Origin of the sequence: Lentzea sp. NPDC059081 (assembly GCF_042738015.1) — a bacterium.
Lineage (GTDB): Bacteria > Actinomycetota > Actinomycetes > Mycobacteriales > Pseudonocardiaceae > Lentzea.
This window is the reverse complement of sequence record NZ_JBHYGW010000006.1, coordinates 174427-194014: the sequence shown is the minus strand read 5'-3', so window position 1 is coordinate 194014 and position 19588 is coordinate 174427. Positions and strand designations below refer to the sequence as shown.

General features: G+C 70.0%; 16 protein-coding genes. 10 read left to right on the top strand and 6 right to left on the bottom strand.

Annotated elements, in window-relative coordinates:
* The first annotated feature begins 55 nt into the window (after nucleotides 1-55).
* Nucleotides 56-1933, top strand: coding sequence for a S41 family peptidase (locus tag ACFWV3_RS16275; protein WP_382412019.1), 1878 nt, complete (start codon nucleotides 56-58; stop codon nucleotides 1931-1933).
* 128 nt (nucleotides 1934-2061) lie between these two features.
* On the opposite strand, the gene ACFWV3_RS16270 is transcribed toward ACFWV3_RS16275, so the two are convergent.
* Nucleotides 2062-2988 carry a LuxR C-terminal-related transcriptional regulator gene (locus ACFWV3_RS16270; protein ID WP_382412018.1) on the bottom strand — a complete coding sequence of 309 codons (927 nt, stop codon included), beginning with the start codon at nucleotides 2986-2988 and terminating at the stop codon, nucleotides 2062-2064.
* Nucleotides 2989-3179: 191 nt separating this feature from the next.
* On the opposite strand from ACFWV3_RS16270, the gene ACFWV3_RS16265 reads away from it, so the two are divergent.
* Nucleotides 3180-4964 carry a S8 family serine peptidase gene (locus ACFWV3_RS16265; protein ID WP_382412340.1) on the top strand — a complete coding sequence of 595 codons (1785 nt, stop codon included), beginning with the start codon at nucleotides 3180-3182 and terminating at the stop codon, nucleotides 4962-4964.
* Between the two features lie 98 nt (nucleotides 4965-5062).
* Entirely contained in the window at nucleotides 5063-5809 is a 747-nt protein-coding gene (locus ACFWV3_RS16260; RefSeq protein WP_382412017.1) for a PIG-L family deacetylase, read from the top strand.
* A 64-nt stretch (nucleotides 5810-5873) separates the two neighbouring features.
* Here ACFWV3_RS16260 and ACFWV3_RS16255 read toward each other — a convergent pair whose 3' ends face one another.
* The 4 genes from ACFWV3_RS16255 to ACFWV3_RS16240 form a co-directional block, all read right to left on the bottom strand.
* Entirely contained in the window at nucleotides 5874-6497 is a 624-nt protein-coding gene (locus ACFWV3_RS16255; protein ID WP_382412016.1) for an LPXTG cell wall anchor domain-containing protein, read from the bottom strand.
* Between the two features lie 132 nt (nucleotides 6498-6629).
* Entirely contained in the window at nucleotides 6630-9500 is a 2871-nt protein-coding gene (locus ACFWV3_RS16250) for an AAA domain-containing protein (RefSeq protein ID WP_382412015.1), read from the bottom strand.
* A 106-nt stretch (nucleotides 9501-9606) separates the two neighbouring features.
* The gene (locus tag ACFWV3_RS16245) at nucleotides 9607-10233 is read right to left on the bottom strand and encodes a Ku protein (protein ID WP_382412014.1); all 627 of its coding nucleotides are present in this window, start codon (nucleotides 10231-10233) and stop codon (nucleotides 9607-9609) included.
* Between the two features lie 134 nt (nucleotides 10234-10367).
* Nucleotides 10368-11753 carry an SDR family NAD(P)-dependent oxidoreductase gene (locus ACFWV3_RS16240; protein ID WP_382412013.1) on the bottom strand — a complete coding sequence of 462 codons (1386 nt, stop codon included), beginning with the start codon at nucleotides 11751-11753 and terminating at the stop codon, nucleotides 10368-10370.
* Nucleotides 11754-11788: 35 nt separating this feature from the next.
* Between ACFWV3_RS16240 and ACFWV3_RS16235 the strand changes: the two genes are divergently transcribed.
* The 3 genes from ACFWV3_RS16235 to ACFWV3_RS16225 are packed head-to-tail and all read left to right on the top strand — an operon-like array spanning nucleotide 11789 to nucleotide 14154.
* The gene (locus tag ACFWV3_RS16235; RefSeq protein ID WP_382412012.1) at nucleotides 11789-12484 is read left to right on the top strand and encodes an HAD family hydrolase; all 696 of its coding nucleotides are present in this window, start codon (nucleotides 11789-11791) and stop codon (nucleotides 12482-12484) included.
* Between the two features lie 54 nt (nucleotides 12485-12538).
* The gene (locus ACFWV3_RS16230; protein ID WP_382412011.1) at nucleotides 12539-13741 is read left to right on the top strand and encodes a hypothetical protein; all 1203 of its coding nucleotides are present in this window, start codon (nucleotides 12539-12541) and stop codon (nucleotides 13739-13741) included.
* Nucleotides 13738-14154, top strand: a complete 417-nt coding sequence (locus ACFWV3_RS16225; protein ID WP_382412010.1) for an SLATT domain-containing protein — start codon at nucleotides 13738-13740, stop codon at nucleotides 14152-14154. Before ACFWV3_RS16230 ends, ACFWV3_RS16225 begins: the two co-directional genes overlap by 4 nt.
* 279 nt (nucleotides 14155-14433) lie before the next feature.
* On the opposite strand, the gene ACFWV3_RS16220 is transcribed toward ACFWV3_RS16225, so the two are convergent.
* Entirely contained in the window at nucleotides 14434-15117 is a 684-nt protein-coding gene (locus ACFWV3_RS16220) for a DUF2306 domain-containing protein (RefSeq protein WP_382412009.1), read from the bottom strand.
* Nucleotides 15118-15208: 91 nt separating this feature from the next.
* On the opposite strand from ACFWV3_RS16220, the gene ACFWV3_RS16215 reads away from it, so the two are divergent.
* The 4 genes from ACFWV3_RS16215 to ACFWV3_RS16200 all read left to right on the top strand — a co-directional run bounded on the left by ACFWV3_RS16215 (nucleotide 15209) and on the right by ACFWV3_RS16200 (nucleotide 19328).
* Complete coding sequence (locus ACFWV3_RS16215) at nucleotides 15209-15424, top strand: RNA-binding S4 domain-containing protein (protein ID WP_382412008.1); 216 nt, start codon at nucleotides 15209-15211, stop codon at nucleotides 15422-15424.
* A 366-nt stretch (nucleotides 15425-15790) separates the two neighbouring features.
* On the top strand, nucleotides 15791-17284 hold the full coding sequence (locus tag ACFWV3_RS16210; protein WP_382412007.1) for a sugar transferase: 1494 nt from the start codon (nucleotides 15791-15793) through the stop codon (nucleotides 17282-17284).
* 14 nt (nucleotides 17285-17298) lie between these two features.
* On the top strand, nucleotides 17299-18321 hold the full coding sequence (locus tag ACFWV3_RS16205) for a Gfo/Idh/MocA family protein (RefSeq protein WP_382412006.1): 1023 nt from the start codon (nucleotides 17299-17301) through the stop codon (nucleotides 18319-18321).
* Nucleotides 18321-19328, top strand: a complete 1008-nt coding sequence (locus tag ACFWV3_RS16200; RefSeq protein WP_382412005.1) for an SDR family NAD(P)-dependent oxidoreductase — start codon at nucleotides 18321-18323, stop codon at nucleotides 19326-19328. Before ACFWV3_RS16205 ends, ACFWV3_RS16200 begins: the two co-directional genes overlap by 1 nt.
* Nucleotides 19329-19588: the final 260 nt, after the last annotated feature.

Genomic DNA, 19588 nt, shown 5'->3' with positions numbered 1-19588 from the left:
AAAAGGGTGTATCCCAGCGCGTTCGGAAGCCTCTACTTGGCAAGGAGGCCCCATCATGACCGCAACCGCTCACCCGAACGTCGCGAACTCCGTCGGACTCGCCGAGTTCCTCGCCACCGCGGGCACGCTCACCCTGGCGCAGCGCAAGCTCCTCGTCGACCAGGCGCTGGTCCTGCTGGAACAGAACTACGCGCACCTGCCGCTCAAGGTCGCCATGCACGCGGTGAACCCCGTGCAAAGACTCAGAGTGCTGAGAGCGAGACTCGAGAGACAGACCGACGCCACGGCCGAGCCCGAGTGGCAGTTCCACCGCGAGCTGTCGAGCACCTTCCACTCGGTGCGCGACCTGCACACCAACTACCTGCTGCCCGCGCCGTTCGCGGGCAAGATCGCCTACCTGCCGTTCCAGCTGGAGCGCTGCTTCGCGGAGGACGGCACCGAGCAGCACCTCGTCGCCCGCACGGTCGCCGGCTTCGACGGCCTGGCCGCCGGCACCGAGGTGACGCACTGGAACGGCACGCCGATCGCCCGCGCCGTCGCGTTGAACGGCGCGATCTTCGCGGGCAGCAACACCGCCGCCAACCTCGCCCGCGGCCTGGAGTCGCTCACGTTGCGCCCCTTGGTGATCCAGCTCCCGCCCGACGAGGACTGGGTGGTCGTGAGCTACCGGGACGAGACCGGCGCCGCCGGCGAGATCCGGGTCGACTGGCAGGTCACCGAGAACCTGCCGCCGATGACGGACGTCGACTCGCTCTCACCCGCCGCGGCCGCGCAGGGCGTCGACCTCGACTCCGACGAGAAGGCCCGCGCCAAGAAGCTGTTGCACGCTCCCGGTGTCGTGCGGGCCGAGGCGTCCGGCGGTGCCGTGGCGATGGCGGCGCAGGACGTCCCGACGACGATGCCCGGCGTGTTCCGCGCGCGTCCGGTCACCACGCCGTCCGGCACGTTCGGGCACCTGCGCATCTTCACGTTCAGCGTCGACGATCCCGAGACGTTCCTCGCGGAGTTCGTGCGCCTCGCGACCCTGTTGCCGCAGAACGGGCTCATCGTCGACGTGCGCGACAACGGCGGCGGCCACATCTTCGCCTCGGAGTTCCTACTGCAGACCATGACGCCGCGCCGCGTCGAGCCGGAACCCGTGCAGTTCCTCAGCACGCCGCTGAACCTGCGGATCTGCCGTCGTCACGCGGACGACCCGACCGGCCAGATCGACCTCGGCCCGTGGTTCCCGTCGCTCGACTCGTCGACCGAGACGGGCCAGGCGTTCTCGTGCTCGCACACCATCACCCCGGTCGACGGCGCCAACGCCGTGGGCCAGACCTACCACGGCCCGGTGCTGCTGATCACCGACGCGCGCTGCTACTCGGCGACCGACATCTTCGCCGCGGGCTGGGCCGACCACGAGCTGGGCCCGATCCTGGGCGTGGACGACAACACCGGCGCCGGCGGTGCGAACGTGTGGACGCACGGCCTGCTCTCGACGCTGCTGAAGATCCCGGCGCCGGGCGACCCCGAGTCGCCGTACAAGCCGTTGCCCGGCAAGGCGAACATGCGCGTGTCGATCCGCCGCACCCTGCGCGTGGGCAAGCTGGCCGGAACCCCCGTGGAGGATCTGGGCGTGCGGCCGACGCACCAGCACAAGGTGACGCGCGCGGACCTGTTGCAGGGCAACGTGGACCTGCTCGCCCGCGCCGGCGCGCTGCTGGCGGAGCTGCCCGTGCGCAGGCTGGGAGTGGCGGTCGCGGGCACGACCGTCTCGCTGGACACCGTGAACCTCGACCGGGTGGACGTCTACGTCGACGGCCGCCCCGTCACCTCGCTGGACGTGACCGACGGCGCGCACACCGCGACGTTGACCACCACCGGCACCGAGGTGCGCGTCGAGGGCTTCGCGGACGGACGGCTGGTGGCCGCGCGCAAGGTCGCCAGCTGAATGGAGAGCGGGCGCTTTCGGTGGCACCACGACCGGAAGCGCCCGCTCCGCCACGGGCTTCGTGGAGGTGGGGACCGCAGGCCGCGTCTCGGTGCCCGGCGTCGAGGTCGCTCGGTGGCGCTCCCGCGTCACAGCCAGCCGCGCCGCATCGCCTGCACCCCCGCCTGGAACCGCGTCTGCGCCCCGCACCGGTCCATCAGCTGCCGCACCCGCCGCTGCACCGTCCGCGGCGCCAGCCCGAGCTGCCGCGCGATCGACTCGTCGGTCAGCCCCGCCGCGAGCAGCCCGAGCAGCGACGGGTCCACGTCGGCCGCCGCCGCGTAGATGCCGCCGGGGCTGAACGGGATTCCCTTGTCCCAGTACAGCTCGAACGTCGAGCGCAGCACGTCCAGCAGCGCCGACGGGCGGATCAGCAGCACCTTGTCGACCACGTCGCCGTTCACGACTGGCAGCACCGCCGCGTGCGTGTCGATCACGGCCAGCTTGAACGGCAGGGTCGGGGTGACGCGGGCGCGTTCGCCGGCCGCCACCAGGTCGATGATCTCCGTGACGCGGCCGGGGATGTCGACGGCCGAGCGGTCGTAGACGACCCGCCACTGGACGTCGCGCAGCCGGGTCTCGTCCTCCAGCGCCACGTGCTGGCCCAGCGGCGTGACGTACGGCGGCTGGTCCAGCACGCAGACCTCCTCGCGGGCGCCGCGCAGCAGGGCGTGCCACAGCTCGCGGACGCCGTCCACACCGGACACCACCTCGACGAACGCGTTGTCGGCCAGCTCCTCGTCGCGGTTGCGCAGGTAGAGCTCCATCAACGGGCCGACGTCCGCGCGCGCCCGGCGGTGCGACTCCTCGCGGGCCGCGATGAGCGCCTCCACGGCCAGGTCGGGCGCGACGGCCTGCCACACGTCGCCCGGCAGGTGCCGGACGAGGCCGAGCTCGCGCATCTCCTCCAGCAGCTCACCGGAAAGGCCGATTTCGTCCGTGGTGCGGCTTCCGCCCGTTACCAGCAGCTCGTAAACGGCCGTTAGCTCCGGCGCGACGCCCAGATGTCCGAACACGGCCACATTGTGCGCCATTCGGCCCAAGAACCGTGTCGTGAACACGACAGTGTCGCCAATCGGCCTCCGCCAGACCTGTTTCCGCAGGTGTGACGCGACTTACGGTCCCTGCACCCCCGCAGCCGGTTCAGAACCCTGACGCCCTCAACGGCACGCGGAGGCCCTGCGTGGAAGGACCTCACGTGAACAAGATGCGACGCACCGGCGTGTGCGCCGCGGCAGTCTCCGCCGCCGTGCTCAGCGTTGTCGCCCCACCGGCGACCGCCGCCCCCGCCCAGATCCAGTCCCAGCCGGACTCGACCCAGGTGACCCGCCCGTTCGAACGGCTGATCGTCGGCTACAAGCCCGGCACCGCCGAAGCGACGTCCGACTCCGCTGCCTCGGACGACGTGCGCGGCAAGGGCAAGTCCGTGCACCGCCGGATGTCGAGCGGCGCCGTCGTCGTCGACCTGGGCGTGAAGACCGCGAACGCCGACAGCACCATCCAGGCGTTCAAGAACGACCCGAAGGTCGCCTACGTCGAGCCGGACCTGCTGATGCAGCCGTTCGCCGACCCGAACGACACCGAGTACTCCCGGCAGTGGGACCTGTTCGAGGCCACCGCCGGCATGAACGTGCCAGGGGCGTGGAGCAGCACCACCGGCGCCGGCGTGACCGTCGCGGTCATCGACACCGGCTACGTCACGCACTCCGACCTGTCCGGCAAGATCGTCGCCGGCTACGACTTCGTCTCCGACTCGGCGCGCGCCAGGGACAACAACGGCCGCGACTCCAACCCGGCCGACGAGGGCGACTGGACCGCCCGCGGTGAGTGCGGCACGGACGCGAACGGCCAGCCCGTCCCGCCGTCCGACCAGAGCTCGTCCTGGCACGGCACGCACGTGGCCGGCACCATCGCCGCCGCCACCAACAACGGCAAGGGCATCGCGGGCATCGCCTACGACGCCAAGATCCAGCCGTTGCGCGTGCTGGCGAAGTGCGGCGGCGCGACCTCCGACATCGCCGACGCGATCACCTGGGCGTCCGGCGGCACGGTGAGCGGCGTGCCCGCGAACGCCACGCCCGCCAAGGTCATCAACATGTCGCTGGGCGGCCAGTCGTCCTGCTCGACGACCTACCAGAACGCCATCAACGGCGCGATCAACCGCGGCACCACGGTCGTCGTCGCGGCCGGGAACTCGAACGCCAACGTCGCGAACTTCACCCCGGCCAACTGCAGCGGCGTCCTGACCGTCGCCGCCACCGGCCGTGAGGGCAACAAGGCGTTCTACTCCAACTACGGCACCCGCATCGACGTCGCGGCGCCCGGCGGCGAGACCCGTCGCGGCACCGACACCCCCGGCACCGTCACCACGCCGGAGAACGGCATCTGGTCGACGCTGAACGCCGGCGCCACCACCCCCGGTGCCGAGAACTACAAGCCCTACCAGGGAACGTCGATGGCCGCCCCGCACATCGCGGGCCTCGCGGCACTGCTGGTGGCGAAGAAGCCGTCGCTGACCCCGGCCCAGGTCAAGGACCTGATCAAGAACAACGCCCGCCCGCTGCCCGGCACCTGCTCCGGCGGCTGCGGCACCGGCCTGGCCGACGCCGCCAAGACCGTGGCGGCGCTGGACAGCACTCCTCCCAGCGGTGGCCTGGAGAACACCACCGACGTGGCGATCCCGGACCGCGGCACCGCCGTGACGTCCTCGATCACCTCGACGCTGTCGGGCAACGCCTCCTCCACCACCAAGGTCGGCGTGGACATCGTCCACACCTACCGCGGCGACCTGGTGATCGACCTGGTCGCGCCGGACGGCACCGCCTATCGGCTGAAGAACTCGTCCTCTTCGGACAGTGCGGCCAACGTGGTGGCGACCTACACGGTCAACGCCTCGTCCGAGGTCGCGGCGGGCACGTGGAAGCTGCGGGTCCAGGACGTGTACTCCGGTGACACCGGGTACATCAACTCCTGGAACCTGACCCTGCGATAGCTCCACGAGTTCGCCGAGTGGCGGCGCCTTCCTCCCAGTCCAGGGGAGGCGCCGCCCTTTCACGTTTGAAGGCTTCCGTCCCAGGTAACGTCGCAGGTATGGCGACACTGGTGACGTTCCACGCGCATCCCGACGACGAGTGCATCGTGACGGGTGGCGTGATGCGCAAGGCGTTCGAGGAGGGCCACCGGGTCGTGCTCGTCGTCGCGACCCGCGGCGAGGCCGGTGAGATCCCGGACTTCCTGGAGGAGAACGAGGAGCTCTGGCAGCGCCGCGTCGTCGAGACCCACGCGGCGGCCGACCTGCTGGGCGTCGCGCGCGTGGAGTTCCTGGGCTACCGCGACTCCGGGATGATGGGCGACGAGCTCAACTCGAAGCCGGGGTCGTTCTGGACCGCGGACGTCGAGGAGGCGGCCCAGCGCCTCGCGGCGATCCTCGTCGAGGAGAACGCCGAGGTGCTCACCACGTACGACAGCTTCGGCGGCTACGGCCACCCCGACCACATCCAGGTGCACCGCGTCGGCAAGCGCGCGGCGGAGATCGCCGGCACGCCGCAGGTCTACGAGGCGATGGTGCGCGAGTCGGACTTCCTGGAGGCGTTCCGCCGGGCCGGCATGGACGTGCCGGAGCCGATGGACGGCGCGGTGCCGGAGTCGGAGATCAACGTCGAGGTCGACGTCCGGAAGTACCTCGAGGTGAAGCGCGCGGCGATGCGCGCGCACCCGTCCCAGATCACCGAGGACTCGTTCTTCCTGTCCCTGGACGAGGAGACGTTCGCGCTGGCGTTCGGCACCGAGTCGTTCATCCACCGCGGCGAGGGCCCGGCTGACGCTTTGGCGCTGTAGCGGACAGGGGAGCAAGCAAAAGCGGGGGCGGCCGCCGGCCGCCCCCGCTTCTCACTCAGCTACTTCACGCCGTACGGCGACGGCGCAGGAACAGCAGGGTGCCGGCACCGGCGCCCACCAGACCCAGACCCGAGAGCAGCAGCCACATCGGGGAAGCACCGGTCGCCGCGAGCGGCGGTTCCGGGGTGCTGCCACCGGGGGCCGGAGCCGCCGGGGTGGACGACGGAGCGACGGAGGACGAGGGCGCCTCCGGAACCGAGCTGCTCGGCACGGCGGGCTTCGTCTCCGACGGCTTGGTGGTCTCGACCGGCTTGGCGCAGGTCAAGGGGTCGTGCGTCTTCTCGTAGTTGTACCTCGAACCGTCCGATGCCGTCACCTTGACGTAGAAGACGTGCTTGACGGTGCTGTCCGCCACCTCGAACGTCTTCGGCTCCAGCTTGTTGCCGACCTGGACGCCCCAGTTCTCGCTGAACGTCTCGTCGACGAGAACCTTGTCGTTGTCCTTGATCAGCACGGTGTTCTTGTTGCCGCCCGCGTACTGGGTCAGCTTGACCTTCAGCACAGCCTTGTCCTTGACGCACTCCGCTGACGACACCGGGGTGTGTGCGCTGGCCGGGGTGGCCAGAGCCAGCGAAGCGATGGTCGCGGTCGCCGCCACCGCGAACGCGCCCAGAACTCTGCTTGCCATGAAAACTCCTGCTCTGCATTGGTGCGTTGGCGGTCTAAACAGATTGAACATCTGAATCACCCGACCGGGTGAACCGGGCCACGCTAGCAACACACAGCGCTCGGAAGGTCACCGTATGGCAACGGAGTGGTGTCACCACGGATAGATCGACATGTTTTCTGTTAGGCCGATGACGCCGGCCACCAACCTCATCTGCTCCACGCCGCGCACATCGGCGTCCAGCAAGCGTGGCGAGCAGATCATCACGGCGAGCGCCTGGGCACGGGAGAGTGCCACGTTCAATCTGTTACGTGACAAAAGAAAGTCCAGGCCACGCGGCAGGTCCACGGTGGACGACGACGTCATGGACATGATGACCGCGGGTGCTTCCTGCCCCTGGAACCGGTCCACAGTGCCCACCCGCGTTTCGTCGAACCCCGCATCGGCGAGCTTTCTGCGGATGACCCGCACCTGCAGGTTGTACGGCGCGACCACCAGGATGTCCGCATCGGTCAGTTCACACGTTTTGCCGTTGTCCGTCCAAGTGCGACCGACGAGCTGCCGCACCGTGTCGACGACGGCGTCCGCCTCCTCGGCCGACGACGTGATGTTGTGCCGGTGATCGACTTCCCGCAGGTAGATGCCCGGCTCGATGCCGGAGATCGCCCGGTTGGCCGCCGACTCGTGCGAATGGAGCAGTCCCGCGTAGGAGAGCTCCGACACCGGCTTGCAGACGGCCGGGTGCATCCGCCGCGTCTCGGCGAGGAAGTAGCCCAGATGCGCAGGGATCACGTCCGCGTCGCCGAGCAGGTGGCCGAGCGCGGACGCGTCGGAACCGGGCGGGTGCACGCCCTGCACGACCTGGGGCAGCTGCTGCGGATCTCCCAGCAGCACGAGGTTCCTGGCCGCCGTCGCCACCGCCACCGCGTCCGCCAGCGCGAACTGGCCGGCCTCGTCGATGATCATCACGTCGAACGGTTGCGCCTTGATCACGGCGTTGGAGAAGGTCCACGCCGTGCCGCCGACGAGGTGCCCCTGCGGGTGCTCCTCACGCCACCTGGCCAGCGCGCCGTTGTCCTTGGGCTGGTCCCACGGCACGCCCTCCTCCGGCTTCTTCCCCTTGTGCCGCTTGGCCATCGGGATGCCCGGGTCGACGGACGACAGCACGTTCTCCACGGCCTTGTGCGACGTCGACGTCACCGCGACCGTCAGGCCCTGGTCGATCAGGTGCTTCACGAGCTTGGTGGCGAGGTAGGTCTTGCCGGCGCCGGGCGGTCCCTGCACGGCGAGCGTGCCGCCGTCGAGCTGGTCGACGGCCTTGATCACGGCCTGCACCACGTCGTCGTGCTGCGGCAGCGGTTGCGCGGGCGGCGTGCGCAGCAGCAGGTCGATGCCGGGGTTGCGGGGGAGCAGCGGCAACAGGTGCACGGCCTGCTCGGCCAGGTCCGCGACGGCCTCGTCCTTCGGCGAGGCCGGCACCGGACTGCCCGGCAGCACGGCGATCGGCAGCTCCGCGTGCTCCTGCGCGCCGCTCTCGGTCAGCACCAGCTCGTACGGGTTGTCGTCGGCCACCACGGCGGTGCGCGTGACGTTGCCGGGGTAGAGCAGCCGGACCTGCTCGTCCTTGCCGAACGGGTGCGGCCGCTCCGGGTCGATCCGCGCCTTGACCTGCCGCTTGTGCGTCCTGATCCGCCCGCTCGGCGGCACCCAGTCGTCGGCCCTGAGCGTGATCGGCACTGCGCAGTTCGAGTCGGTTTCCAGGTCCGAGATCGGCGCGCTGGCCTGCCGGAAGAAGTCACCCCACGCGGGACTTGCCTCCCGCCGGTGGTACCCGACCGTCGCCGCGAACAGGGAATGCCCCTCCGCCAGCAACGGCTCGGTCAACGCCGCCATCCGCCGCGCTCGTTCGGCCGCCTTCTCCAGCGCGGCCTCGTCCCGCTCCTGCGGCGGCGCCGTCTCGACCTCGTGCTCGCGCTTGACCCGCACCAGCAGGTCCCGGACACCCCTCGTGGGGTTCTCGTCGCTCAGCAACGGCCTCAGCGCCGGCAACGTGTACTCCCGCGTCGACACCCTGATGGCCCGGCGTGTGAGCGCTCCCAGGTCCACGCATCGCCGGACCAGCTCGTCCACTTCGGACTCCATCGTCGCCGTCCGCGCGGCCCGGCCCGGCAGGTCGTGCGGCGTGAAGTGGTAGACCGTGCCTGCCGGCGTGCGTTCGACGAACTCCGCGAACGTGCCCTCCCAGCCCGGCGTGCGGAACGTGTCGCCGTCGACCTCCAGGAACACGTCGTCCTTCGCCGGTTCGGGCAGGTGCGCCAACGCCTCCGGCGCCACGACCTCGTAGCTGGTGACGCCGGTCTGCTCCTGCCGCACCTGCAACCGGGCCTGCGCGGTCAACGCCGTGAAGCTCGCGGGGGAGAGGGTGGCGGGCCGTTCCTCGGTCGCCGCGAGCGCGTCGATCGTGTCGATGCCGGCTGAAACCAGCTTCCGCCGCTGGTCGGTCCGCAACCCCGCCACCAGCGACAGGTCCCGCGCCTCCTCGCGCCCGGACGCGCAGTGACGAGCGAACCGGCACCCGTTGCACGCGGCCCTGACATCGCCCCAGGACCGCGTCGGCGCAGGACCGGGCTTCGCGAGCCGCGTCCGCAACCGGCCGAGCAACGGCGTGAAGTCGGCGATCCGGAACGACGTCCTGCGCCCGTCGACGATCAGGTGCGCGCGCTCGGCCCCCACTGCCTGCGCCACCGCGACCAGCGACAGCACGGCGTGTGGCGTGGCTTCCTGGACCTCGTCGCACGGCTCGTAGCCGCCGGGCGTGCGGACCAGCGTCTGCGCCTCGCAGTGGAACACGCCGTCGAAGAACACGGCGTTCTCGACGATCTCCCCGCCCGCGCGCATGCCCGCGGCCGTCTCAGCCGCTCGTCGGTGCAGCTCAGCCGGGTCGCCCCGCCGTTCGTCCCGCGCCAGGTAGCTGCGGTGCTCGCATTCGAGCAGGTCGACTAGGTCCGACGGGCTGGCGAGCATGGTCCGTGATGCTAATCAGTCCGCGCGCCCCGCTCCTGGCGGCACGGGCGGACGACCCTCGTTCATCCCCGAAACGGGGGTCGTCCGCCCGCACCACCAGGCACCACTAGACGTTCGCCTCCACGAGGTGCAGCAACGCCTCGTGGTGCGTGTTCGGGTAGTCGTGCGGCCGGAACGGACGCGTCTGCGCGCGCACGAGGGCCGCGGCCGCCGCGAGCTCCCCGGTCCGCACCTCGGTGTCCCGGTGCAGGAACGCGAAGTGCGGCTCCCGGACCTCGTCGGGCCACAGGAGCGTGTGCAGCACCAGGACTCCGTGCTGGGGACGGATGGCCGCGAGGGTCTCGCGACCGCGCAGGGCGAACTTCACGATCGCCGCGGCCTTGGTCCGTTCCAACGTCTCCCGCAGCAGCACGTACGACCGCACCGCCAGGTCGTCCGGCTCGACGTAGTACGGCCGGTGCAGCGCGACGGGGTCCAGGTCGACCTGCGGCGCGAACTGCTGCACGTCGATCACGCCGTCCTCCGGCGCGGGCAGGTCGCCGGGGTCGATCTGCACGATGCGGCCGTCGTCGAGCTCGTAGCCGCGCCCTATGTCGTCGGGTGTCAGGCGCAGCGAGCACTCGCCGCACACCTGCTGGTGCCGCACGCGGCCGCTGTCCTCGCGGTGCACCAGGTGCACCCTGCTGCGATGTTCGGTGGCGGCCGAGACCAGCCGCACCGTCATCGTCGTCATCCCGAACCGAAGTGCTCCCCGCCACACAGTTCTCATGACAAAGGAGTACTCGAACACCTGTTCAAATACGCCTGTGACCTGACGAAAGGGCTCGTTCGGGCGCGTCCGACAGATACCTCGGACGCGTGCGGCATCTACCAGGGCGAAGGCGCGTAGTCCTTCAGGAAGCAGCCGTACAGGTCCTCGCCGGCCTCACCGCGCACGATCGGGTCGTACACCCGCGCCGCCCCGTCGACCAGGTCGAGCGGGGCGTGGAAGCCCTCGTCGGCCAGCCGCATCTTCAACGGGTGCGGGCGCTCGTCGGTGATCCAGCCGGTGTCGACCGCGGTCATCAGGATGCCGTCGGCCTGCAGCATCTCCTCGGCGCTCGTGCGCGTCAACATGTTCAGAGCGGCCTTCGCCATGTTCGTGTGCGGGTGCCCGGAACCCTTGTAGGCGCGGGAGAACTGACCCTCCATCGCGGACACGTTCACCACGTACTTGCGCCGGGACGCCGACTTCGCCATCGACGCGCGCAGCCGCGAGATCAGCAGGAACGGCGCGGTCGAGTTGCAGAGCTGCACCTCCAGCAGCTCCACCGGGTCGACCTCGTCGACGTTCTGGATCCACGAGTTCGTCGCCGCGGTGTCGGGCACGAGGCCGCCCGCGTCGATCTCGGAAGACCCCGCCATCAGCGCGAGCGTCGTGACGGAATGCGCCTCGGGCACCGCCGTGCCGGGCAGCGCGAGCTGGCCGTGGCCGCCGAACGAGATCAGCTCCGGCCGCCGGGCGTCCCCGGTCAGCGCCTCGTGCTCGGCGTGGGCGAGCGGCGCGTAGGCACCGGGGGAGCGGCGGACGGTCTGCGCGGCGTTGTTGATCAGGACGTCCAGCGGGCCGCGCGACGCCACCTCGTCCGCCAGCGCCAGCACCTGGGCCGGGTCGCGCAGGTCGATGCCCACGATCTTGAGCCGGTCGATCCAGTCGGCGGCGTCGGGCATCGAGGCGAACCGGCGCGCGGCGTCCTTGGGGAAGCGGGTGGTGATCGTGGTGTGCGCGCCGTCGCGCAGCAGCCGCAGCGCGATGTACATGCCGATCTTCGCGCGGCCACCGGTCAGCAGCGCGTTGCGGCCGGTCAGGTCCGTGCGCGCGTCGCGCTTGCCGTGGTTGAACGCGGCGCAGTCGGGGCAGAGGTTGTGGTAGAAGGCGTCCACCTCGACGAACCGCTTGCGGCACGTGTAGCAGGACCGCGCGCGCAACAGCGTGCCGGCGGTCGCGCCGGTCGCGGTCGACACCAGGGGCAGGCCCTGCGTCTCGTCGTCGATGCGGTCCGGCGACCCGGTGGCGGTGAGCGCCGTCACCGCCCGGTCGTTGGCCACGACGGCGGCCTTGCGCTCGGACTTCCGGAACTTCTTCGCGGCCTTGAAGATCTTCGCGGTGGCCCGGCGGACGCGCACCGCGTCCTCGTGCTCCGCGGGCAGGTCCTCGACCTGGGCAAGCACGCGCAGGCAGACTTCCAGCTCTGCGGGGTCGATCGAGGTCATGAGCAGGGATTTTACGGGTGCGAGGGGTGGCGGGGATGACCGGGCCGGAACTGCTGGTGCTGTGGGACGTCGACAACACGCTGATCACGGCGCGCGGCTTCGGCAAGCAGATGTACCGCGAGGCGTTCCTGGAGGCGTTCGGCAGGGAGCTCGAAGGACACGTCGACCTCGGCGGGCGCACCGAGCTGGACATCATCGCCGAGGTCCTGCGCCAGCAGGGCGTCGAGCACACCGAGGAGGCCTCCCAGCTGCTCGCCACCGCCCTGGCGAACGCGTTCCACGCCCGTCGCGAGGACTACCCGGTCCACGCCGAGGTGCTGCCCGGTGCCCTGCAGGCGCTCGAACACTTCGCGAACGACCCGCGGGTGCACCAGGGGGTGCTGACGGCGAACCTCCGGAGCGTCGCGCTGCTCAAGCTGGAGGCGTTCGGGCTCGCGCACCTCGTCGACTGGGACGTGAGCGCGTTCGGCGACGAGCACCTCGACCGCGCCGAGCTCGTGACCTTCGCCCGCGACCGCGCCCGGCACCTCCGGTCGTTCGCCCCCGACGAGGTCGTGCTCATCGGCGACACCCCGCACGACGTCCACGCGGCCCTGACGGCGGGCGTGCGGCTGGTCGCGGTCGCCACCGGGCGGAGTTCGAGACAGGATCTTCACCGAGCGGGCGCCCAGATCGTGATCGACGACCTGAGCGACCTGAAAGAGCTGACCAGGAGCGTGTGGGCGGTCTGAGCCGGGTCTGAACGGCTCTGGTCCTCGATCGATCACGGCGTTATGGTGCGCGGCATGCCCACAGCAGGCGGCCCGACAGTCAAGAGGCTGTCCGAGCCGGACGCCGACATCAAACCCAAGGCCCTCGGTCTCCCCAGGGGCCGGACGGTGATCTCGGTCTTCGGCTCCACCCAAGACATCGAGACGGATCTCGCCGCGAAGTTGTTGCCGGTGTTGAGATCCGTGGTCGTGACCGCGGCGCGCAACAGCGCCGTGTTCGTCACCGAAGGCACCGACCGAGGCGTGGTCCACTTGCTGGGCATGGCTTTGCAGGCGTGCGAACAGCGCTGGCCCGTCGTCGTCGGTGTCGCCCCCAGCAGCAAGGTGCACGACCTCACCGAGACCTCCACCAACGGTCAGATCGCGCTGGAACCCAACCACAGCGTCGCCGTCATCGTCCCCGGTTCGGAGTGGACGGACGCGACCCCGGTGCTGTTCCGCACGATCGACGCCGTCCGGCACAAGAAGCCGGTCGTCGCGCTCGTCGTCGGAGGCGAGAGCGAGAAGGAGGTCGTCGACCACCTCAGCGGCGACAACCCGTTGCTGGTGCTCGCCGGCACCGGCGGCCTCGCCGACCGCATCGCGACCGGTGACCTCACCGGCGACCTCGCGGTGCTGGTGCGCAGCGGCAAGATCTTCATCGTCCACGTCGACGAGGGCGCCGGCAAGACCGTCACCGCGCTGGAACGGTTGCTGGGCAAGGAGAAGCCCGTCCGGCCGCCGCGGGTCTGGCCCAAGGTCCGGTACAGGGCGCCGGACGCGCGCCCGCTCGTCGACCCCGGTTTCGTCGTCGCCTACCCGTTGCTCGCCGACGCCATCCACGACGCCAACCAGGTTGTCGCACCGGCGTTCCAGGAGCTCGACGCCCAGGCGGACGTGGAGCAGAACCGCTACCGGATGACGGCCGTGCTGGCGATCGCCGGCGGACTCACGACGACCGTGTTCGCCGCATTGCAGACGTGGCTCAAGGACACGCCGTGGCCCGGCGTCCTCGTCGTGGCGGGCGGTGCGTTCGCCGCGGCCATCACGATCGTGGCGCGCAAGCGGGAGTCGCTCGACAAGTACCTGACGGCCCGCTACCGCGCGGAACGCCTGCGGGCGCTGTACTTCGCGCACCTCGCGGCGCCGTCGCCGGGCACGGAGGAAGAACGCCAGGACAAGGTGGCGGACCTGGAAGCCGCGGTCAGCGACCGCAAGCACGAGGTGGTCAGGACATGAGCGACAAGCAGCGCCAGGCCCAGTTCGTCGAAGCCTATCTGCGGCACCGCTTCTCCGACCGGCTCGACCACTTCGAACGCGGCCGCAAGCGGTACTCCGCCGCGCGCACCTGGACCGTCGCGATCGCCGCCGCGCTCTTCATCGGCGCCGCGGCGGCCGCCGCGGTCGGCATGGCGGACGGCCCGCGCAGGGCGCTGTGGGGTTTCGCCGCAACGACTCTGGCCGCACTGGGCACCGCGGTGTCGCTCTACGAGGCCACGTTCGGCTTCCGCCGCCTGGCGCGGGAGAGCGCCACCACTTCCGTTGCGCTGCAACGGCTCGCGGTCGACGGACCCACTCCGGAGGACGTGGACGACGAGCGGCTGGTTGCATTCGTGACCGAAGTGGAGTCCGTGCTGCGCTACGGCCGGTGACGCGTTCTCCCGGCACCGAATGATCGAGTTCGGCGCCGGGAAAACGATTTTCCGCCTGGCACGCTGCGTGGGTGACCGATTACGGTAAGCACAGGTTCTGGTGTTTCGGTGATCCCGTTGTCATGATGGCTGCATCCCCCGATGCGGAAGCAGGCACGACATGACTTGGGCGCGTCCCGCGATCGCCGAGCCCGAAACCGGCACGTTCGCCGAGGCCAAGGCACTGGAGAAGGAACACAGCACGATCCAGAACAGCAAGGCGGCACGCACCGTGGCCTGTCACGCCACGGACGCGCTCGACTGCGCTGACCTGCTCGAGATGCTGGGCCTCAGTGCCGAGGAGGGCAAGGCGCGGGTGTAACCCCGCGACTGGATCCACCACTCGGCGACCAGCAGGTTCAGCACCAACGCGAGCCAGTTCGCGGACGCGAGGACCAGCAGCCCGTCCGCTTCCGGCAGCAGCCCGCCGAGCAGCAGTCCCCACAGCCGGCCGGTCACGGCGGCGCCCGTCAGCGCGAACCCGCGGATCATCCAGATGCGGTGCGCGCCGAACTGGCGCCGCCGGGCCGTCCGCAGCCCCACCACGGCGCTCACGAACCAGAGCACCGACAGCACCGTCAGCGGCGCCTGTGACGCCAGCCCGGCCAGTGACAGCTGTGCGCACACCACCCCGAGGACCGACGACGGCAGCACGGCGGCGAAGTAGACGCGGCCCATCACCCGGTGCACGCGCGGATGTCTCGCGCGCAGGCCCGGCCAGAACTGCGATACACCCGCCAGGACCGCGACCGTTCCGGTGAAGATGTGCGCCACCAGGAGCCCGTAGTGCACGGGTCCGTGCACCGGCGCCCGCGCCTGGTCCACGTCCAGCGTCACGTACGCGCTCGCCGCGAAGATCGTCATCGCCGCGCAGACGAGTCCCGACACCGCCAACCAGGCGGTGTACCCCCACGAAATCTTCATGTCCCCCAGCGTGTCGACGACTTCACTCGATCGCGCTGGTGTGTGCCCCCGAGCGCGCGCTGGGGTGCGCCCTACTGGGATGATGGGACTCATGCGGACGGTGGAGATCTCCGAAGAGCCGATCAGGCTAGGACAGTTCCTCAAGCTGGCGGCTCTGGCCGAGGACGGCGGGCACGCGAAAGAGCTCATCGAGGACGGGGAAGTCCACGTCAACGGCTCTGTGGAGTTGCGTCGTGGCGCACAGTTGCGCGCGGGCGACGTGGTAGTTGTCAACGGTGATGAAGTTCGCATTTCCGTTCGGCCGTAGCGCATTACTCCGTTCAGCGGTAAGAACATGCACAATCGCAGTCGATCGGTCTAGGGTCTGAAGACCTGTCCTGGTCGGTTTTCCTCGTGGCACAGACACCCTTCATGTCCCTTTTGGACATGAGTAATCGTCTTGTACAGCCATGGTTTTCAGGCGGTGAGACGTGGGTCACGCCCGGTATTAGTGGTCTGGGGAAACTTTTTTCCAGGGTCTGTAACGCCGATGCCGGACCGGGCGAATCCACGGTTGCGAGCTTCGGCGGCCGATCCATCTCGGCCCTGCCGGAGATTCGTTTCTCAAAGGTCCTCGGGGTGACCTGCGCACGTGCATGTCCGGAATCGCCGCTGAGCCGGGGAGTCAGAAACGATGAGTGAGCAGGTCCGCGCTGCCCGTGATGTCGACGGGCTGCGCTCCACGCTCAATCCGCTGTCCGAACACAGACAGACGCACCCTCCCGTCGCCCGATGGGAAAGTCGGTACCGCTACGCCGTCATCACCGCCGACGTGCTGACCGTCGCCCTGGTGGTCATCGCCACCGGTGCCGTGATGAGCATGCGGCACACGGCCTTCGGCCCGCTTTCCCTTGCCCTGCTGGACATACTCACAGTGGTTGTCGTCGTGGCATCGCTGGCGATCAACCGCGTCTGGACACCGACGGTGCTGGGTCAGGGAGCTGAAGAGTTCCGAAGACTCGGCCGGGGTTTGTTCGGTGCCGTTGTGGCGCTCGGTCTCGGAGCGCTCGCCGTCGACATCCCCGGCGCCCGCCTGTGGGTTTTCGTCGTAGTGCCCGCGATCGCCCTGGTCGCGTTCCCGATGCGCTACCTCCTGCGCCGCCCGCTGCACCGCGGCCGCAGTGAAGGGCGCTTCCTGCTCTCCGTTCTCGCCGCCGGCAACGTCGACACGGTCGAGGACCTCATCCACCGCACGCGCCGCGTCGCCCACCTGGGCTGGCGCGTGGACGCGATCTGCACCATCGACGGCCGTGGCCGCGCCGGCACGGAGGTCGACGGCGTGCCCGTCGTCGGCCAGCTGCGCGAGCTCGCCGAGCACGTCCGCCGCGGCGGTTACCGCATCGTCGCCGTCACGCCCGACGCCTACTGGACACCTCGCCGTCTCCAGCAGCTCGCGTGGGCGTTGGAGGGGTCCGGTGCCGAGATGGTCGTCTCGCCCGGTCTCATGGAGGTCGCCGGCCCGCGCCTGCACATGAGCGCCGTGCTCGGCATGCCGTTGCTGCGCGTGAGCGAACCGGCGCTGAGCGGGTTCCGCCGTCTGGTCAAGGACGTCGTCGACCGCGTCGGCGCGTTCCTCCTCCTGCTCGCACTGGCACCGCTGATGTTCGCGGTCGCCGCCTTCGTGATGATCGACAGCCGCGGTCCCGTGTTCTACCGCCAGAAGCGGGTCGGCAAGAGCGGTGTGCCGTTCACGATCGTCAAGTTCCGCACCATGGTGACCAACGCCGACGCGTTGCGCGCCAAGCTCGCCACGGCCAACGAGGGCCACGGCCTGCTGTTCAAGATGAAGAAGGACCCGCGCATCACCAAGGTCGGCACGTTCCTGCGCCGCTACTCGATCGACGAGCTGCCCCAGCTGTTCAACGTCCTCGCGGGCAGCATGTCGCTCGTCGGTCCCCGCCCGCCGCTGCCGGAGGAGACCGCGAAGTACTCCTCGGACGTGCGCCGCCGCCTGCTGGTGAAGCCCGGCCTGACCGGTCTGTGGCAGGTGAGCGGACGGAGCGACCTCTCGTGGGAGGAGTCGATCCGCCTGGACCTGCGCTACGTCGAGGACTGGTCGCTCGCACTCGACCTCGTGATCATGTGGAAGACCTTCCGCGCCGTCTTCGGCGGCCAGGGGGCTTACTGATGGAGACCTCTCCTGTGGTTGGAATCGCTGTCATCGGCGCCGGGTACTGGGGCCCGAACCTCGTCCGCAACGCGCAGGCGACCCCCGCGCTGCGCCTGAAGTACCTGTGCGACCTCGACGTCGAGAAGGCCAGGCGGGTGCTGGGGGAGTACTCGACCGTGCGCGCCACGGCGTCGCTCGACGAGGTCCTCGCCGACCCCGAGGTGCACGCGGTCGCCATCGCCACCCCCGCCGCCACCCACCTGCCCGTCGCACTGGCGGCGCTGGAGGCCGGCAAGCACGTCCTGGTGGAGAAGCCGCTCGCGGCGAACTTCGAGGACGGCCGCAAGCTCGTGGAGACCGCGGAACAGCGCGGCCTCACGCTGATGCTGGACCACACCTTCGCCTACACGTCGTCCGTGCAGCACCTGCGCGAGATCATCCGCGGCGGCGAGCTCGGCGACATCCAGTACATCGACTCGGTGCGCATCAACCTCGGTCTGGTGCAGCCCGACGTGGACGTGCTGTGGGACCTCGCGCCGCACGACCTGTCGATCTTCGAGGCGATCCTGCCCGACGACGTTCGCCCGGTGGAGGTCGCGGCCCACGGCTCCGACCCGATCGGCGCCGGCGTCGCGTGCGTCGGCCACCTGACGGTCCGCCTGTCCAACGGCGCGATCACGCACGTGCACGTGAACTGGCTGTCGCCCACGAAGATCCGCACGATGGTCATCGGCGGCTCGCAGCGCACGGTCGTCTGGGACGACAACAACCCGGCGCAGCGACTGTCCATCTACGACCGCGGCGTCGACCGTTCCGTGGAGCAGCAGAAGATCTCCTACCGCACCGGCGACATGGTCGCGCCGGCACTGGTGGAGCGCGAGGCGCTGCGCACGATGATGGCGGAGTTCGCCGCGTCGATCACCGAGAAGCGCCCGCCGCTGACCGACGGCCGCGCGGGTCTGCGCGTGCTGGCGGTGCTCGAGGCCGCGTCGGAGTCGCTGCGGTCCGGCGGACTGTTCGTCCCCGTTCAACAAGTGGAAAGCAGGGTTTCCTGATGACGGCCCAGAAGGAGCTCGCGCAGCCGATCACGGGGCAGCGCGCTCTCGTCACCGGTGGTGCCGGCACGATCGGTTCCGCGGTGGTGGACCAGCTCGTCGAGGCTGGCGCCGCCAAGATCGTCGTGCTGGACAACTTCGTGCGCGGCCGCCGCGAGAACCTGGCCTCCGCCCTGGAGTCCGGTGTCGTCCACGTCGTCGAGGGCGACATCAACGACAAGGAGCTCGTCCGCGAGCTGACCCAGGGCAAGGACCTCGTCTTCCACCTCGCCGCCATCCGCATCACCCAGTGCGCCGAGGAACCGCGCCTGGCGCTGGAGTGTCTGGTCGACGGCACCTTCAACGTCATCGAGGCCGCCGCGGCCGCCGGCGTGAAGAAGGTGATCGCGTCGTCGTCGGCGTCGATCTACGGACTGGCGGAGTCGTTCCCCACCGACGAACGGCACCACCCGTACAACAACGACACGTTCTACGGCGCCGCGAAGGCGTTCAACGAGAGCATGTTGCGCAGCTTCAAGGCCATGTACGACCTCGACTACGTGGCGCTGCGCTACTTCAACGTGTACGGCCCGCGCATGGACGTCCACGGCCTCTACACCGAGGTGCTCATCCGCTGGATGGAACGCATCGTCGACGGCAAGTCGCCGCTCATCTTCGGCGACGGTGCCCAGACGATGGACTTCGTCCACGTGCACGACATCGCCCGCGCGAACATCCTCGCCGCCAAGGCCCCCGTCACCGACACGGTGTACAACATCGCGTCCTCCCAGGAGACCTCGCTGAAGGAGCTCGCCCTCGCGCTGCTCACCGCGATGGACTCCGACCTGCCGCTGGAGCACGGCCCCGAGCGCAAGGTGAACGGCGTGACGCGCCGGCTCGCCGACATCAGTCTCGCGGCCGCCGAGCTCGGGTGGAAGCCGGAGATCGAGATGGACGGCGGCCTGCGCGACCTGGTCGCGTGGTGGCGTGCCGAGAAGGACGCCGCCGAGGCCGGCGCCGACGCGTGACCCGCGGCCCTGGCGCCGCCGGCTCACAAGGCTGAGCGGCGCCGGGGTCGTACCCCCCGAAGCCGCGGCCGCGCCGCCGAGGCCTCACGGGCCGGGCAATGCCGAGGCCGCACCAGAACTGCTCCCTCCGGGAGCCGGGTCCGCTCCCGCGAGCGAACCCGCGGAGCCAGACCGGTTCCGCACCCCGAAGCCGCGGGGGGGAGGGGGGGGGGGAGACCCACAGCGGACGGGAGGGGGGGGAGGAGGAGAACGGGCGCAGG

What these genes read in the sequence shown, in the direction of transcription:
- ACFWV3_RS16275 (WP_382412019.1), top strand. Translation starts at nt 56, where the DNA reads ATGACCGCAACCGCTCACCCGAACGTCGCGAACTCCGTCGGACTCGCC.
- ACFWV3_RS16265 (WP_382412340.1), top strand. Translation starts at nt 3,180, where the DNA reads ATGCGACGCACCGGCGTGTGCGCCGCGGCAGTCTCCGCCGCCGTGCTC.
- ACFWV3_RS16260 (WP_382412017.1), top strand. Translation starts at nt 5,063, where the DNA reads ATGGCGACACTGGTGACGTTCCACGCGCATCCCGACGACGAGTGCATC.
- ACFWV3_RS16255 (WP_382412016.1), bottom strand. Translation starts at nt 6,497, where the DNA reads ATGGCAAGCAGAGTTCTGGGCGCGTTCGCGGTGGCGGCGACCGCGACC.
- ACFWV3_RS16250 (WP_382412015.1), bottom strand. Translation starts at nt 9,500, where the DNA reads ATGCTCGCCAGCCCGTCGGACCTAGTCGACCTGCTCGAATGCGAGCAC.
- ACFWV3_RS16245 (WP_382412014.1), bottom strand. Translation starts at nt 10,233, where the DNA reads ATGACGACGATGACGGTGCGGCTGGTCTCGGCCGCCACCGAACATCGC.
- ACFWV3_RS16240 (WP_382412013.1), bottom strand. Translation starts at nt 11,753, where the DNA reads ATGACCTCGATCGACCCCGCAGAGCTGGAAGTCTGCCTGCGCGTGCTT.
- ACFWV3_RS16235 (WP_382412012.1), top strand. Translation starts at nt 11,789, where the DNA reads ATGACCGGGCCGGAACTGCTGGTGCTGTGGGACGTCGACAACACGCTG.
- ACFWV3_RS16230 (WP_382412011.1), top strand. Translation starts at nt 12,539, where the DNA reads ATGCCCACAGCAGGCGGCCCGACAGTCAAGAGGCTGTCCGAGCCGGAC.
- ACFWV3_RS16225 (WP_382412010.1), top strand. Translation starts at nt 13,738, where the DNA reads ATGAGCGACAAGCAGCGCCAGGCCCAGTTCGTCGAAGCCTATCTGCGG.
- ACFWV3_RS16220 (WP_382412009.1), bottom strand. Translation starts at nt 15,117, where the DNA reads ATGAAGATTTCGTGGGGGTACACCGCCTGGTTGGCGGTGTCGGGACTC.
- ACFWV3_RS16215 (WP_382412008.1), top strand. Translation starts at nt 15,209, where the DNA reads ATGCGGACGGTGGAGATCTCCGAAGAGCCGATCAGGCTAGGACAGTTC.
- ACFWV3_RS16210 (WP_382412007.1), top strand. Translation starts at nt 15,791, where the DNA reads ATGAGTGAGCAGGTCCGCGCTGCCCGTGATGTCGACGGGCTGCGCTCC.
- ACFWV3_RS16200 (WP_382412005.1), top strand. Translation starts at nt 18,321, where the DNA reads ATGACGGCCCAGAAGGAGCTCGCGCAGCCGATCACGGGGCAGCGCGCT.